Origin of the sequence: Brevibacillus sp. NPDC003359 (assembly GCF_042878995.1) — a bacterium.
Classification (GTDB): Bacteria; Bacillota; Bacilli; order Brevibacillales; family Brevibacillaceae; genus Brevibacillus.
Window position 1 is genome coordinate 22,977 of record NZ_JBIAOR010000002.1, and the last position, 14,456, is coordinate 37,432.

General features: G+C 46.9%; 18 protein-coding genes. 1 reads left to right on the forward strand and 17 read right to left on the reverse strand.

Going from position 1 to position 14,456, the window contains the following annotated elements; genetic code table 11:
- Nucleotides 1-8 precede the first annotated feature (8 nt).
- The 12 genes from ACFYU8_RS09630 to ACFYU8_RS09685 form a co-directional block, all read right to left on the reverse strand.
- A complete protein-coding gene (locus ACFYU8_RS09630; protein WP_390297466.1) occupies nt 9-380 on the reverse strand; it encodes a diacylglycerol kinase family protein in 372 nt (123 codons plus the stop codon).
- Between the two features lie 9 nt (nt 381-389).
- A complete protein-coding gene (ybeY, locus tag ACFYU8_RS09635; RefSeq protein ID WP_390297469.1) occupies nt 390-869 on the reverse strand; it encodes an rRNA maturation RNase YbeY in 480 nt (159 codons plus the stop codon).
- A gap of 33 nt (nt 870-902) precedes the next feature.
- The gene (locus tag ACFYU8_RS09640; protein ID WP_390297472.1) at nt 903-1,874 is read right to left on the reverse strand and encodes a PhoH family protein; all 972 of its coding nucleotides are present in this window, start codon (nt 1,872-1,874) and stop codon (nt 903-905) included.
- A 56-nt stretch (nt 1,875-1,930) separates the two neighbouring features.
- Nucleotides 1,931-3,115 (reverse strand): sporulation protein YqfD, encoded by a 1,185-nt coding sequence (gene yqfD / locus ACFYU8_RS09645; protein ID WP_390297475.1) that lies wholly within the window; start codon nt 3,113-3,115, stop codon nt 1,931-1,933.
- A 28-nt stretch (nt 3,116-3,143) separates the two neighbouring features.
- Nucleotides 3,144-3,440 carry a sporulation protein YqfC gene (yqfC, locus tag ACFYU8_RS09650; RefSeq protein WP_007727617.1) on the reverse strand — a complete coding sequence of 99 codons (297 nt, stop codon included), beginning with the start codon at nt 3,438-3,440 and terminating at the stop codon, nt 3,144-3,146.
- Between the two features lie 206 nt (nt 3,441-3,646).
- Complete coding sequence (locus ACFYU8_RS09655) at nt 3,647-3,844, reverse strand: sigma-70 family RNA polymerase sigma factor (protein WP_390297478.1); 198 nt, start codon at nt 3,842-3,844, stop codon at nt 3,647-3,649.
- 168 nt (nt 3,845-4,012) lie between these two features.
- Nucleotides 4,013-4,510: a hypothetical protein gene (locus tag ACFYU8_RS09660; protein WP_390297481.1), complete on the reverse strand. Its 498-nt coding sequence runs from the start codon at nt 4,508-4,510 to the stop codon at nt 4,013-4,015.
- An 11-nt stretch (nt 4,511-4,521) separates the two neighbouring features.
- Nucleotides 4,522-5,526, reverse strand: a complete 1,005-nt coding sequence (gene floA / locus ACFYU8_RS09665) for a flotillin-like protein FloA (RefSeq protein WP_012685765.1) — start codon at nt 5,524-5,526, stop codon at nt 4,522-4,524.
- Between the two features lie 7 nt (nt 5,527-5,533).
- Nucleotides 5,534-6,877: an NfeD family protein gene (locus ACFYU8_RS09670; RefSeq protein ID WP_390297484.1), complete on the reverse strand. Its 1,344-nt coding sequence runs from the start codon at nt 6,875-6,877 to the stop codon at nt 5,534-5,536.
- A 165-nt stretch (nt 6,878-7,042) separates the two neighbouring features.
- Nucleotides 7,043-7,489, reverse strand: a complete 447-nt coding sequence (locus tag ACFYU8_RS09675; protein WP_144616581.1) for a GatB/YqeY domain-containing protein — start codon at nt 7,487-7,489, stop codon at nt 7,043-7,045.
- A 17-nt stretch (nt 7,490-7,506) separates the two neighbouring features.
- The gene (gene rpsU / locus ACFYU8_RS09680) at nt 7,507-7,680 is read right to left on the reverse strand and encodes a 30S ribosomal protein S21 (protein WP_007727630.1); all 174 of its coding nucleotides are present in this window, start codon (nt 7,678-7,680) and stop codon (nt 7,507-7,509) included.
- A 113-nt stretch (nt 7,681-7,793) separates the two neighbouring features.
- On the reverse strand, nt 7,794-8,117 hold the full coding sequence (locus tag ACFYU8_RS09685; RefSeq protein ID WP_390297487.1) for a histidine triad nucleotide-binding protein: 324 nt from the start codon (nt 8,115-8,117) through the stop codon (nt 7,794-7,796).
- Nucleotides 8,118-8,354: 237 nt separating this feature from the next.
- Between ACFYU8_RS09685 and ACFYU8_RS09690 the strand changes: the two genes are divergently transcribed.
- Entirely contained in the window at nt 8,355-9,737 is a 1,383-nt protein-coding gene (locus ACFYU8_RS09690; RefSeq protein WP_390297490.1) for a UDP-N-acetylmuramoyl-tripeptide--D-alanyl-D-alanine ligase, read from the forward strand.
- Nucleotides 9,738-9,849: 112 nt separating this feature from the next.
- Here ACFYU8_RS09690 and ACFYU8_RS09695 read toward each other — a convergent pair whose 3' ends face one another.
- From ACFYU8_RS09695 to ACFYU8_RS09715, 5 genes are all read right to left on the reverse strand, one after another.
- Nucleotides 9,850-10,980, reverse strand: coding sequence for a TolB-like translocation protein (locus tag ACFYU8_RS09695; protein ID WP_390297493.1), 1,131 nt, complete (start codon nt 10,978-10,980; stop codon nt 9,850-9,852).
- A 108-nt stretch (nt 10,981-11,088) separates the two neighbouring features.
- A complete protein-coding gene (locus ACFYU8_RS09700) occupies nt 11,089-11,928 on the reverse strand; it encodes a sugar phosphate isomerase/epimerase family protein (RefSeq protein WP_390297496.1) in 840 nt (279 codons plus the stop codon).
- A 6-nt stretch (nt 11,929-11,934) separates the two neighbouring features.
- Complete coding sequence (locus ACFYU8_RS09705) at nt 11,935-12,918, reverse strand: DUF6005 family protein (protein ID WP_390297499.1); 984 nt, start codon at nt 12,916-12,918, stop codon at nt 11,935-11,937.
- Between the two features lie 30 nt (nt 12,919-12,948).
- A complete protein-coding gene (gene asbD / locus ACFYU8_RS09710; RefSeq protein ID WP_390297502.1) occupies nt 12,949-13,215 on the reverse strand; it encodes a petrobactin biosynthesis protein AsbD in 267 nt (88 codons plus the stop codon).
- On the reverse strand, nt 13,212-14,456 hold the full coding sequence (locus tag ACFYU8_RS09715; RefSeq protein WP_390297505.1) for an AMP-binding protein: 1,245 nt from the start codon (nt 14,454-14,456) through the stop codon (nt 13,212-13,214). The genes asbD and ACFYU8_RS09715 overlap by 4 nt, the downstream gene beginning before the upstream one ends.

Below are 14,456 nucleotides of genomic sequence, written 5' to 3' on the forward strand. Positions count from 1 at the left end.
AGTAAAAACTATCCCCATACTTTTTGCAACAGTGGCTGTCCAAACACGAGGACACCGATGATAATAGAGAGGATCGCCGCCATAAGTACAGCTCCTGCTCCCACATCTTTGGCAATCTTCGCCTTGGCATGCCATTCCGGGGAAGCTAAATCAACGACTGCTTCGATCGCGGTATTAACCAGCTCAAGGGATGTGACCAGACCGATAGAAAAAAGGACCAGCAAAACATCGCTGCGGGGTATCTGCAGCCACCACGCTGCCACCAGTACCATGATAGCAGCGGCTACGTGGATTTGCATGTTTCGCTGTGTCCGTACGGTATAGGAAATTCCTTGCAGAGCGTAGGTGAAGCTGCGAGTCAATCGCCGCCATTCCTTCAACGTAATCTCCTACCTCGTCAAGCCGATTTGTTCCAGCACCTTTTCTTGACGTGAAAACATTTCCTTCTCTTCTTCTGGTGTTCCATGATCATAGCCCAGTAGGTGAAGAAAACCATGAACCGTGAGAAATCCGAGTTCGCGTTCGAATGAATGGCCATAGTCTTCGGCCTGCTCATGTGCTTTTGGCACCGAGATGATGATATCTCCAAGCATATTCGGAAACTCGCCGGCCTCATCCTCATCGATAAAGATTTCCATTTCCCCTTCACCTGGCTCGTTCATCGCAAAGGACAGAACATCTGTAGGCCGATCAACGCCACGATAGTCGCGATTCAGCTCGTGGATGCGCTCGTTGTTCACCAGCGTGACAACTACTTCTCCTTGTACGTCTTCCAGCTGTGCCGCTGCTTCCAGGCAACGGACAAGCAGGTTTTGCAAATTCTCATCGATTGGTTCGATTTCTTCATGAAGGATTTCTACAGATAACACAGGTAAACGATCTCCTTTTTGTGATGCTATTTATCAATAGCCATGATCTACTTCTTCCTTGGCATAGGCAGCGATGATTTTTTGTACCAGACTGTGGCGAACGACGTCTCCCTCTTGGAAATGAATAAAGGCTACATCAGAAATCGGATTTAGGATGCGCTGTGCTTCGCGCAATCCAGATTTCTTGCCTTTTGGCAAATCCACCTGGGTCACATCACCCGTAATGACCATTTTGGAACCAAAACCAAGTCGGGTCAAAAACATTTTCATTTGCTCGGGAGTCGTGTTCTGGGCTTCATCCAAAATGACAAACGAATCTTCGAGCGTACGACCACGCATGTACGCCAAAGGTGCAACCTCAATGAGTCCGCGTTCCATCATTTTGGCGACTTGTTCATTGCCCAGCATGTCGTACAAGGCATCATAGAGCGGACGCAGGTAAGGGTCTACTTTTTCCTGCAAATCTCCTGGCAAAAATCCAAGGCTCTCTCCCGCTTCTACGGCCGGTCTGGTAAGAACGATCCGTTTGACGCGCGCATTTTTCAACGCATTTACTGCTGTGACAACAGCCAAATACGTTTTTCCGGTACCAGCTGGTCCAATTCCAAACACAATGTCATGCTTCTTGATCGCAGACAAGTAATGACGCTGGCCCAAAGTCTTTGCCCTGATTAGTTTGCCACGTTGGGTACGAGCGACTTCTTCATCATACACATCGAGCAACTGGGCACCTTCTCCCCGTTCAATCAACGACATCGCATACGAGATATCTCGTTCGGACAGGGCAATCCCTCTGCGAATCAACTGCAACAGAATATCAATCAACTCTGTCAGTTTGTCCACTTCCGGCTTATCCCCGCTAATAACCAGTTCGCCTTCTCGGGTCATAATTTTGGCGGAACTTCTTTGCTCGATCAGTGTTAGGTACGCGTCATGTGGTCCGAACAACAGCAAGGCCTCAGATGCGTCTGAAAACGGGATTCTTACCTCATCTTGTACGTGCAACAGGCTTCCATCTCCTTGCAACGGTAATCAGCAATGCGTCATTTGCTTGCCGTCCCTCACTGGCCCACGAGAGGTTGTTCAATGGCAATATCTTCAATGACGGAAAAATGAATGCTTACGTAAACTTTACCATTCTCTGTTGTGACGTGCAAAACTTTTTCGTCCTGAATGAACGCATCTTTCCCAGCTTTTTGCAAGATATCCTCCCTGGCGAATTTTTTTGCCAGTTCCGTCGCTTCCGCCACGCTCAATTCTGTTTGAGCGGGTTCTGTTTGCGCGTACGTTACTGTCTTCCAGCCAAGCGGTGAGGTATATCCCGCATACGAGGGTAAAAACCGTTGTTCTGCAATTTCTGCTTGTGCAAAGGACTGCTTCTCAAATGGCCACACGTATATTGCATAAGGGCCTACCAGCAGGTATTGATGCTCCAGCTTTTCTCCTGTCAGACGGTGCGTCGTTTGTTTTAGCGGAACCGATGTGTTGCTCATATACCACACTTCCCCTTGCACCTTGCCTCGCGCTGATACGGCTTGTTGGCGTGCGTCGTTGCCAATGATCCCAGAAATGAGCACTTGGCCTTTTTCTACCAATTGATTGCTCACAACCTGGCTGCGACCAACCTCCGGGAGAATTTTATGGACAACCGCCCTCTTTTTCGCTACAAGATGGCGGGGACCTGTTGCAAGCGGCTTTACGGGAGCATCTTTTTCAACCACTTGAAGCATGACCTTGGTTCCTTGAATCTCAATTCCAACCCAGGACGCTTCAGGCAGCAGACTCAACAGCTCTTTTTGCAAAACCAACGGTTCTTTTAGTTTGACCTTCCATGCCCCTTCTTTAATCCCCACTTGTTCAGCAGCTTGAATCACTCGTCGTGGATCAACCATTTTTGTCCCACTCACTTCAACACTCCAGACAAAAGAGGAGAGCATGTACAATCCGATGAAAAAAAGAGCAGCCCCAATTGCCAATCCAGATCGTCTGCGCATACGCAGTAGCCAGAAAGGCAGCCCGTCTCTTGCCTCGACGTGACTACGACAGCCTGTCTCTTTTAAAAGTGGCCGCAAACGAAAATAATCTCGAATCAAAATATCGCAGCGAGTCACCTCTTCTCCTACCCTGCGAATATTCCAGATTCGAATTCCATCCCGTACGGCCATATTTAGCATCCGCTCAAACCGCTTCCCCCGAACGGTAATGGTTACATGTCCATCCACCCACTCCTTGATTCCATTCCGCATACGTGCCGCCCCCTACCTCTGACAAAAATTATGAGCTTTGTGGTCCCGTCTCCAAAAATTTCACGCCACCGATTCTACCTTCTAACAGAACCTCCTCAGGCAAAATCGCTCGGATGACAAGCTGTTCACCTGACACAATCATTTGTCCGTTCGTCAACAACAGACGAAGTTCTTTTTCGCTAAAATGCAAGACTCCTCGATGATTCTCTATATACATTTGCAAATGACCGATCATCGTAATGCGCGGGACTTCCAGGACTACATCTTGCGGCAGATCCAACACACCTCCGGCCAACTGGCGCAGACGGCGGCTCCAACGCTTCATGGATTAGCCCCCCTTCTCGTTCTATATATTGGCGAATATGACGGTCTCATCTGTTTGCAGGTGCAAAACCATTCTTATCTATGCGTATGCGCGAGCATAAAGAGGCATTCATCAAAAACAGCCACAAAAAAAGAGCCCTCGGCGCTCGCGATTTAGCAAGCAGTTGAGAACTCAATCTTTGAAATACATTCAACAAAACTCATCGATTATTTGCTTTCTTTTGCAGCAGAAACCAACTCTTTTTCTTTTGTAAGCGCCTTCCATTTTTTCATGACTCGTTTTACTTTCTCAGCTGAACACCCGCACGCGATCGCCGTTTCATATACTGATTTGTTTTCGAAGATGGCAAGCCGAATCACTTTTTGACGAAACCGCCCCATTTGTTCAAAAATTTGTTGATTCATCGCTTGACCTCTACTCCTTCTTCTATTAGAAGAATTTTCTTTACATTCAGGATAGTCAACCAGCATACGAGAAACAAGATAAGTTATTCGATATATTTCGACACGAAAACATTGCCTATCAAAAAAAACAGGCGAACCGAAGTTCACCTGTTTGACTAGCTACTGTTATCATATTTTTCTTTGTCGAACCTGCTGGGCGTACGGAGCTTTTGAGCGCGGCTCGCCAAAAATGAGTGCCCATTTCATCCCATCACGCGGATTGCCGTGTTTCGATGTGAATGTTTTCGCTCGTTCCGAATCAGCGACCTTCATCGGTTCCGATTGCTTCACTATGATAGTTGGACCTGTTGAAGCGCGCGCTGTCCTGGAGAATGCCCATTCCTGCTCGACTCCAACACCTTCCATCGATTCAGGCTGGGTAGGCTCATATTTGGCGGATGCCCGCACCGTCTTTCTGCCGTAATCCTCAGTTTCCATAGGGATATCTGACGTACTTGTCGGGGTAAGCGGAGGCATTTTTTTGCCTTGTGACATCTTCTTTCCGGCTTTGCCAAGCGCTTTATATCCTAAGTAACCAAGGATGACAAACCAGAACTTGCCGATAAGAGGGATGATCCACTCAACTAAACCCAGTAAATCTACGACGAGATCCATGAGATCTTCCATGGCACTCGCCCTTATTCTTTCTCATCTGGCAAAGCAGGATCTTGTTTGTCACCTGCATGCCCGAAGGATTGACGCATTTGTGTATCAGCAGCAATGTTTTGCATGTTGTAATAATCCATTACGCCCATTTTGCCACTTTTCAATGCTTCGGACAAAGCGAGTGGTACCTGTGCTTCTGCTTCTACTACTTTTGCTTTCATTTCTTGTACGCGCGCAATCATTTCCTGCTCTTGGGCTACCGCCATAGCGCGACGCTCTTCCGCTTTCGCTTGGGCAATACGTTTATCTGCTTCCGCTTGATCGGTTTGCAATTGTGCCCCGATGTTTTTCCCTACATCTACGTCGGCAATATCGATCGAGAGAATTTCAAAAGCAGTTCCGGCATCCAGACCTTTGTTCAATACGGTTTTCGAGATCAAGTCCGGATTTTCCAATACGTCTTTATGTCCTTTTGACGAACCAATTGTCGATACGATCCCCTCACCTACGCGGGCGATAATCGTTTCTTCACCAGCACCACCGACCAATCGATCGATGTTGGCACGAACCGTTACTTTTGCACGAGTGCGCAGCTCGATACCGTCCTTTGCCATTGCTGCTACAACAGGTGTTTCAATCACTTTCGGGTTAACACTCATTTGTACCGCTTCTAATACATCACGACCAGCGAGATCAATTGCTGCTGCTCGTTCGAAGCCGAGCGGAATATCTGCGCGCTGTGCTGCTACGAGCGCATCTACTACACGGTCTACATTACCACCTGCGAGATAATGACTCTCCAATTGGTTTGTATCCAACTGCAAGCCCGCTTTGCGCGCTTTAATCAACGGATTCACGATACGAGATGGTACGACGCGACGCAAGCGCATAGCGACGAGGGTAATTATTCCGATATTCACACCGGAAGCCAGTGCAGAAATCCAGAGCATGACTGGTACGAACGAGAAGAAAACCGAAAGTACGACGATGGCTACTGCCACCATAAAAATAAGGGGAATCAAACCGCCTTCAAACATGAAAAGCTCACTCCTTTTGTTCTAGTTCGGCAACGACGATACGCGTGCCTTCTACTTGCACAACGGTGATGGTGGTACCCGCTTCAATGAAACCACCAACCGATACGGCATCCACACGTTTACCTTCCACCTTGACGACCCCTGCCGGGCGCAATGATGTAAGGGCGATGCCTGATTTTCCTTCCAGCTCACGCTGATCGCGCGGAGCTACGTAACCTTCTTCATTTTGCTGCGTGTCACCCAAGATAAACTTGTTAAATAGACCTTTGACCCCGTATTTCTTCACTAACATGAACGTGACAATTGCCGTGATCAAAGCGGCCACACCCAGAGATGCGAGTCCTTGCTGCGTGTCGTAGGCTGCCATCACGAGACCTGTCACAATGCTCACGAAACCAATCGCACCGACAATGCCACCCGGAAGAAAAATTTCCAGAAGCATCAGTAAGATTCCGATGACAAACAGTCCGATGTGCAACCAGTTGGCAAATCCCGCAACATAATGCCCGAAGAAATACAGACTGAACGCGACGAACGAAACCGTCCCTGCCACACCAAAGCCAGGGGCAAACAGTTCTACGACAATTCCTCCCAATCCAATGATGAGCAGAAGACTCATCACAATGGGACTCGTCACCCATCTAGCTACCAGCTCTCCGCCCGTTGGCTCAATCGCCTCAAGAGAATCTGGCTGAATACCGAGCTTTTTGAGCAGATCTTCCTTATTGGATACCACATCGTCCGCATAACCCAACTGCTTCGCTTGTTGGGCATCGAGAGAAAGCACCGTGCCTTTTGGCTTTAATCCAGGGAACTCCGTATCGATTTCCACCATCGCGCGAGCGACATCAGGATTGCGATTGTTCAGCTCAGCTGCCGCCTTCATTTTATTGCTCCAACCGGAAATGAACTTGATGTCTGCTGCATTCCCTGCCAAGTCAATCGGTGTGGCTGCTCCCATACTACTACCTGGAGTCATAATAATTTCATTTGCATTCAGGGCGATGTAAGTTCCCGCTGAAAAAGCCTGGTTATCAATGTAGGCTATTACATGCATGGGAGCCTGACGGATCAACTGCCCAATCTGGTCGGCAGCGTTCACTTCTCCACCTGGCGTATTGATATGCAAGATAACAAGGTCTGCCTGCTGATCCTGTGCGTCAGCAAATGCTCTGTGCAAAAAGCTCTCCAGTCCTCGCTCGATCGTGCTATCTACTGGAATCCAGACAGCTTTTTGATAGGTCTGAGCTGTTGTGGTTGCGGGAGCAAGAAGCATCGTCATTCCCATAATCAAGCAAAGAAGTGAAAAAAGCAATCGCACGCGGCTTTTTACTAGCCTTGTTGCACTCATTGCATGTACCTCCTTCCTTCTATCAGCTTCAACGTATGTGCAATAAGGTATACGAAAGAAGGGGGCAATTGTTTCATATTTATTTCACATCTTGGAAAAAAGAAAAAACCCAACCTTTACAGGTTGAGTTTTTCTGTTCGTATCTATATGAGGTGTTACTCTCGTCTACGATGGTAGTTCCTCAGATACAATCTTTTGCACGAGGTTTCCGTCTGCTCTGCCTTTCACTTTCGGCATGATCGCACCCATCACTTTGCCCATCTCCTTTTTGGAGGAGGCATTGGTAGCTGCGATACCGTCCCGAACGATATCACGAATTTCTTCTTCGCTAAGCTGAGCGGGTAAGTAAGCGGAGAGCACGTCGATCTCTTCGCGCGTTTTCGAGGCAAGTTCCACGCGGCCTGCCTTCTCAAATTCGTGGAGGGATTCACGGCGTTGTTTTAACTCACGAGTCAAGATGGTCAGCACTTCGTCTTCAGACAAAAGTCTGCCCTTGTTAATCTCTTCGTTCTTTAATGCGGCTTTCACCATGCGAATAACAGAGAGTTTTAGAGCAGCTCTGTCCTTCATTGCTTGCTTCATATCTTGATCGAGTCGCTCCATTACACTCATGATGAGCCCTCCGTCAATTAAAACTTGCGCTTGCGAGCTGCTTCGGATTTCTTCTTGCGCTTAATGCTAGGCTTCTCAAAGTGGCGACGTTTACGCAGTTCCGCCATCACCCCGGATTTTGCGCTTTCACGCTTGAAGCGGCGAAGTGCGCTATCCAAAGACTCGTTTTTCTTGACTCGAATTTCTGCCATTTGTCTTCCCTCCCTCCGCTAAAACCGTGGGACGCCTGAGTCGAACGTACGAACAGACTGTCACACTTCATTATAGGATAGATGACTAAAGAAGGTCAACCTTTAGTTGAATTTTATTCGTAAAAACCGGACAACAGGTGATAATGAATGTGGAAAACCTCTTGTCCACCCTCTTTCCCGCAGTTGTTAATCAGGCGAAACCCTGACAACTCTAGCTTTTTCGCCAAGTGCTGTGCTACATGGTGGATATGCCCGATCAGCGGCAGGTCCTCAGCGCTTACATCCATTAAAGTCGGAATTGGCTTACGCGGGATAATCAATAAGTGAACGCGTGCTTTTGGTGCAATATCGTGAATGACAATGACGTGCTCGTCCTCATACTCGATGCGAGCAGGGATTTCACCGTCCATGATTTTGGTAAAGATACTTTTTTCCATGGGAGACTCCTTTCCTTCCTATGTAGATGAATCGTCATTATGTAAGAATCGATCGTATCATATTCCCTCACTTTTGTCTTGCGGCGCTACCTAACGCATGGTAGCATGACTTCGAGGTTACTACTGGATCATTAGAAAACTTGGCTTCGCCAAGCTTTTTGGTGAAGCCTTAGTTGCACTTATGTCGATAAGAATTTCTATAAATTCTTATCTACCAAGAAAAAGGAGTTCGTGCAGATGAAACCAATTGCACTGGATCAGGCAGCAATCAAAGCAGAAGGACTTTTGCTCGCTGGTTCCCCAGGGCTTGCCTTGTCATCCATTCACTTTGATACCCGCGAGCTGACTGCGGGATCTTTGTTTGTAGCGCTGACAGGCGGTGCAAGGGATGGACATGATTTTCTTTTACAAGCCGCTGAACAAGGAGCTGTAGCTGCTCTCGTTTCGAATCAGGAGAAGATTCCTGCGAACTTGCCCAACGATTTTGGGTTAATTCTCGTCAATGATACACTGCGTAGCTTTCAAAAGCTGGCTGCCGCTTATCGAAAAAGCTTTTCGTTCCCTCACATCGCTATTACCGGAAGTATCGGGAAAACAACCGTGAAGGACATCGTGGCTCACGTACTTACGAGCCGCTCTCCCGTATACAAGACGTATAAAAACTTCAACAATCACATCGGCGTACCTTTGTCGTTATTACAGATGGAGGAAAAGCATCAAACTGCTGTACTGGAGCTCGGGATGAACCACGCTGGGGAAATCGATCTTCTCGCTTCGCTGGTGCAGCCTGATATTAGCGTGATTACATTTATCGGCGAGTCCCATATTGAGCATTTTGGCACGCGTGAAAAAATTGCCCTTGCGAAGGCGGAGCTCCTTCCACATACCGCTACTGACGGGCTCGTGCTGCTCAACAAAGATAACGAATATCTACGGTTGGTCGCCCATCTGTATCCGGGTGAAATCATGTACTACTCTGTTAATGAGAAGGCGGATATTTGGGCGGAGCAAATCGAAACGGTTGAGGGTGGGACCCGCTTCAAAGTGTGCTTTGCCTCCGGCGAACATTTCGAAGCATCCCTTCCGCTGCATGGCCGCCACAGTGTCCTGAATGCACTTCCTGCTGTCGCGATTGCCAAAAGGCTCGGGATGGATACGGTGCAAATCATTCACGCCCTGTCCACCGTGCAGCTCTCCGCCATGCGCTTTGAGCAGATCAACTCCAAGCACGGTACTGTGTATATCAGTGATGCGTACAATGCCAGCCCCGTCTCCATGGAGGCTTCCGTACGGACGTTTGCTGAGCTGTACCCTGAGCACGCAAGAGTCGTCGTGTTAGGTGACATGTTTGAGCTCGGTCCAGAAAGTGCGGCTATGCACGCGGGCGTCGGAGCCTTGATTCAAGACATAGCTGAGCGCTTCGAGCTGCTCGTGACAGTCGGTGAGAATTCACGCCATCTCCATGACGCCTATTCGGGGAACAAGCTGCATTTCGCTACCAAAGCAGAGGCAATAGCTGCTCTACTGCCGCTGCGGAATGAAAAGCATGCATTTTTGTTCAAGGCATCCAAAGGAATGTCATTATGGACGCTTATCACTGATCTGGAAGGTTACGAATAAAAGATAGAGAACAGCCGCCTCTCGTATTAAACGGGAGACGGCTTCTTTATTTACTGCTTGTCATTGTCATTCCACAGACGTTCTACCTGGATCAATTGATCTAATTGAGTAATCATCGCAGTTCAATGACACCGTTGGAGGGACTCAACTTTTCAAGCGGAAAATCGCTATGGTGAGTAGACGCCAGATCAGCTACATAGTACGACTTCCCATCCTTCGCCCAGCCGATGATGCGATGATTGTCACTTAAATCATAGTAACCACCAACTCCCTGATCAGGACCACCAAATGGATAGCTGGATTTCGTGATTTGCTTGTAAGTTTGAATGTACATATACGAATCTTGGGAGTTGGAAGTTCTATAGTGCTGTTCTACCGCCAATTGATGTCCTGAAGGCGACCAAACAATCTTGCCCAAGGAGCTCTCAGTGACAACGGGATCTTTCAAATTGATCTTTTTCCCCGTCTGCAAATCCAGCATATACTCTTCCGTAAAAGTCCGTATATAACGGTACTTCATATCATTCGAGTAAGATGGAAATTCAGTCATTTTATGCTCGTATTTCAGGCCAGTCGGCAAGTCCAGTTCCTTGGTTGCGGTCTGGGTTTTGTAAAACAGCTTTTTCGAATTCGGCACCCAGTAATACATTTCTTCAACTGTACCAGTCCGCCACTCATACTGGTCATTCTTTTTCATTTTGAGAGTCGGCAAATGCTGCAAGATCAGGTGAGCATTTACCTTGGTATTGGATGAGAGCATATCCATTCGGGTAAAAGCCATGTACTGTTCATCCGGTGAAACGGAGAAATCACGAACGGGATAACTAGCTGAACCTGCGACCAGTACTGTTTTTTTGCCGTCTGGTAGACTCAGCTTCGCGATCCCGTTATTTTCTCGGATGTAGAGCAAGTCTTGCTTTGACGACCATTTGCCATAGCCGGATAATTGCGTCATTTTTTTGGTTTGCATGTCGTACAGGTACGGAATGTTTCGGTCTTCCTTCCCGTATCCGATTCGCTCCCCGTATACGAATCTTCCCGATGGCGACATGCTCGCATGGTGCATCAAAGGCATGTTTGTAACGGTTTTGGTGATCTTACCTTCTACTCCTACTTGATAGATGATAACTGGTTCTGGCTGACGAGGGTCTGCTTTCGCTGGCGTAGCGGCATTGATTTGTCCAGGGACAAGGATGCCGATCATCGTAATCAGCAAGCATGAGAGCAAGAAGCATTTTTTCATTCAAGGGTCCTCCCGAATAAGTGGTCGATATTTAGACGCTTACTGGAAGCACTTGGTTTCCGCAAAAGAAAAAAGATCGGAAGCAATACCCGCTCCCGACCGTTTTTATCACTTACGCACTAACATCATAGCTTTCCGCAACCATTCTACCTCATCTACCAAAACACGCTGCGGACTGTGACCAAACCATTCAATTGAAGCAAACAAATCTGTATCTGCAATCTTCTCTACGATCGGACCATAATCTACAACACCTTCACTGAGTGGTACCATGCCCTCGCGATCGCCATTCGGAGCGTACACATTATGCGGAGCAAATACTGGCAGATGATCGGATGAAATGATATTTTTCAAATGATAATGAGCTACCCACGGCTTCAATTGGTCGTAGCTGTCGAGTGGATCCGCACCCGATTCCCAAACATGAAGAAAATCAAGGTTAACTTTAAGCGCCGGATGATTTACCTCCTGTAACAGAGCAAGCGTAGAGCTCATCTGATCCGTGAGCGTGTTTGGATGTGTTTCGACCAAGAGCTGAATGCCGTGCTCCTGACACATCTCACATAAGATTTGCAAATGATGTACATAGCGCACACGCTCATCTGGCCCAACGTCTTTGCTTGCCTTCTGTCCAGCAAATGTCCTGATTTGCTTTACATTCAGCCATTTCGCCAGCGCAATCAGTCTTTTTGCTTTTTCCAGCAAACGGGCAAATCCAGATGAAGTCGCAATATCCAGATAATCACTTAGCATAGTGATACTCATGCCTTGAGCCTTGAGCAACTGCAACTGTTCCTCCACCTCTACGCGATCATGATCGTACAGATGTTGGGCGTGGATTCCCCACAACTCAATTCCATCAAAATGATGACGATGAGCAAAACGAACGATCTGCGCAAAAGAAATCAACTGGTGGCGAAAAGAAATGGTGCACAATGAGAGTTTCATTTCACCTTACCTCCACCCTGTTTCGTCTACAGTGACGAGATTTTTATCCATTTGGGTCCACAGAACAAACTGACGTTCCAACTCTCTCTTCACTTCAAGTTCGATCAGATCAATCTCTTCTAACGCCTCGATAATCGGAGGTAACAGCGACATGTTCTTGGTCATCGCCATTTTGACAGACAAGTACTGAGCTGTCGTAAATCCTTGATAGATGTCTTCCACTTTATAAGCGATTCGCAAAAACTCATCACGATGGTATTGCAAGTAATCTTGAAGATATTGGAAAGCATACTCGTAGCTGTATTTACGGATCGCAATCACCTTAACCTGCGTCACTGCTGGGAGTAACATGTTTAGGTTGTATCCATTGCGCTCCTCAGCCATGTCCGTAATCAACTGTTTCAACTCCTGGGTAAACGGATTATGATCACGTTTGAGAGTTGCGTAGAAATAGTCGTGGATCATCTCATAGGTTGGTTCCTTAATTTCACTGGCATCCACCATAAAGCCGCCACCAAACGGATTTTCCAAGAAGGCTTTGATCACCGTCTCCTTCTTCACATTGCCTTCCCAACGAAAATCCGGGTCAAACATAAACCACTCATCTTCGTTCTCAGTCTTTGTGATCATCAAGAAATGCGGGAATGGCTTCAACGCAAATTTATTATCTCGTTCGGGAACCAGCGACATGTCGATCTGAACAAGGACAAACTGATCCTCGGTACGCTGATCAATAAGCTGCAAGAACCTGTCCAGATTGGAGGCTTTATCTTGGGAATGATCATACCATTCTGTTACTTTCGCTCGGAAAAGTCGTTCATATCCCTTGATAATCTCCTCATGGTTATCGATGTAATACGTAACCACTCCCTGATCTGTAATGGAATACTCGGCATCCCATATGCCAAAGTAATAGGGACGGTAATCTATCTTTGTGTAACGTTTAATCACTTCGCACAGGCATGAAATAATGCAATGAACCTTAATCATCTGTATCCCCCACTCGGTGTTTGTATAGATCTAATTAGAGACATGCTGCGGTTCCAACTGTTCAACAAAAGTAAGGAGTGATCCGACAGTTTGGAAGATTCGTGGATCTAGCTCATGAGCAGGTACTACCAAATGCAAATCTTCCTCGATATAAACAATCAGTTGTAATAGCATAATCGAATCAATATGTAAATCTTCATTCAAACGCTTGGATTCCTCTAGCGTGAGGATATGCGATAACTTTAATTTTTCAGTCATGATCGTATGGATTTGCTCCAGTCTTTCTTTACGTGTCATTCGTTGATCGTCTCCATTTCTAGTAATCGGCGGCTGATTTTTCCTGTGGCTGTCTTAGGTATGCTTGTCACACACTGGATGTCGAATGGGACCTTATAAGCCGACAAATGACCTTGGCACCATTCCCTGATTTGTTCAGGAGTAGTTCCACCCTCTATAATGACCTGCGCCCTCACAATCTCTCCCATGACCGGATGACGACCACGATACACGACCACTTCTTTCGTCCCGCTTATTTTCAAAATGACATCCTCCACCTCTAAAGGAAATACCTTTAAGCCAGAGACGTTAATCACATCATCCATTCTGGACACAAATTGAATATGACCGTGTTCTGTCCAGAAACCTAAATCCTGCGTCGCTATCTCATTCTGTCCATTCCGAATCATGATTTCGGCGGGGTGTTCTTTATTTTCACCTGCTGTCATTGTTACATGGGAAAGAGGAACCCCCAGATCTGTATGCGTTCTCATCTGCTTACTAACACTGACGCACCCTGCCTCCGAGCATCCATATTGTTGCATTAGGATGTCGCTCATGCCTTGTAGCTTTTGAAACAAGCCTTCTGGCATCGGGGCCCCAGATGTCATTATCCGGTGAAAACGTACCTGATCCCGCGTAAAGCTTGTCAGGATGTGATAAAAGATTGGCAGACCATAGACAATATGCTGTGGAGTATCTTGAATCACTTGCAAAGCAAACTTTGGATTTTTGTGAGTTACAATAGATGGCTTACTTCCACGTTCCAAAGCTGACAAAACCCCGCAAATCAATCCGTACGAATGTGTAACTGACGCGAGTACGATCGGAGTTAACGCTTCCTCTCCCTGAAACAACTCGTTGTAAGCATGAATTTCCGTTTGGATATCATCCCAGCTTCTCCCGATTAGCTTCGCGTCCCCCGTAGTACCTGAGCTATATTGGTAGAGCGATGGTTTTTCGCTCTGTTGTTTATCAGCGATAGGCAAGAAGTGCTTCGTCTCCTGATAAACAAGCCCATAACATCTTGCCTTCACTGCCATCTGATAGGCTGTTTCCATTGGGGTTTCCCCATGAATTAACAACACCGAGGCATTATGCTCACGTAAATATTGAACGAGACTAATCACGTCAAGTGGGTCAGCTATGCAGACTGCGTACCTCTTTCCTTCTGGCTGTCGAAAATGATCCATGCTTTTGAATCCTTGCTTATGGCTCTTCATTTCATACACAGAAATCTCATTTTGATTCACAATTAACAT

Bases quoted from the DNA above. Each gene is read 5' to 3' on its own strand.
- ACFYU8_RS09690 (WP_390297490.1), top strand. From the start codon at position 8,355: ATGAAACCAATTGCACTGGATCAGGCAGCAATCAAAGCAGAAGGACTT.
- yqfC (WP_007727617.1), bottom strand. From the start codon at position 3,440: ATGAAGCGTTGGAGCCGCCGTCTGCGCCAGTTGGCCGGAGGTGTGTTG.
- rpsU (WP_007727630.1), bottom strand. From the start codon at position 7,680: ATGGCAGAAATTCGAGTCAAGAAAAACGAGTCTTTGGATAGCGCACTT.
- ACFYU8_RS09685 (WP_390297487.1), bottom strand. From the start codon at position 8,117: ATGGAAAAAAGTATCTTTACCAAAATCATGGACGGTGAAATCCCTGCT.
- ACFYU8_RS09670 (WP_390297484.1), bottom strand. From the start codon at position 6,877: ATGAGTGCAACAAGGCTAGTAAAAAGCCGCGTGCGATTGCTTTTTTCA.
- ACFYU8_RS09695 (WP_390297493.1), bottom strand. From the start codon at position 10,980: ATGAAAAAATGCTTCTTGCTCTCATGCTTGCTGATTACGATGATCGGC.
- ACFYU8_RS09705 (WP_390297499.1), bottom strand. From the start codon at position 12,918: ATGATTAAGGTTCATTGCATTATTTCATGCCTGTGCGAAGTGATTAAA.
- yqfD (WP_390297475.1), bottom strand. From the start codon at position 3,115: ATGCGGAATGGAATCAAGGAGTGGGTGGATGGACATGTAACCATTACC.
- ACFYU8_RS09675 (WP_144616581.1), bottom strand. From the start codon at position 7,489: ATGAGTGTAATGGAGCGACTCGATCAAGATATGAAGCAAGCAATGAAG.
- ACFYU8_RS09700 (WP_390297496.1), bottom strand. From the start codon at position 11,928: ATGAAACTCTCATTGTGCACCATTTCTTTTCGCCACCAGTTGATTTCT.
- asbD (WP_390297502.1), bottom strand. From the start codon at position 13,215: ATGACACGTAAAGAAAGACTGGAGCAAATCCATACGATCATGACTGAA.
- ACFYU8_RS09660 (WP_390297481.1), bottom strand. From the start codon at position 4,510: ATGGAAGATCTCATGGATCTCGTCGTAGATTTACTGGGTTTAGTTGAG.
- ACFYU8_RS09715 (WP_390297505.1), bottom strand. From the start codon at position 14,456: ATGTTAATTGTGAATCAAAATGAGATTTCTGTGTATGAAATGAAGAGC.
- floA (WP_012685765.1), bottom strand. From the start codon at position 5,526: ATGTTTGAAGGCGGTTTGATTCCCCTTATTTTTATGGTGGCAGTAGCC.
- ACFYU8_RS09655 (WP_390297478.1), bottom strand. From the start codon at position 3,844: ATGAATCAACAAATTTTTGAACAAATGGGGCGGTTTCGTCAAAAAGTG.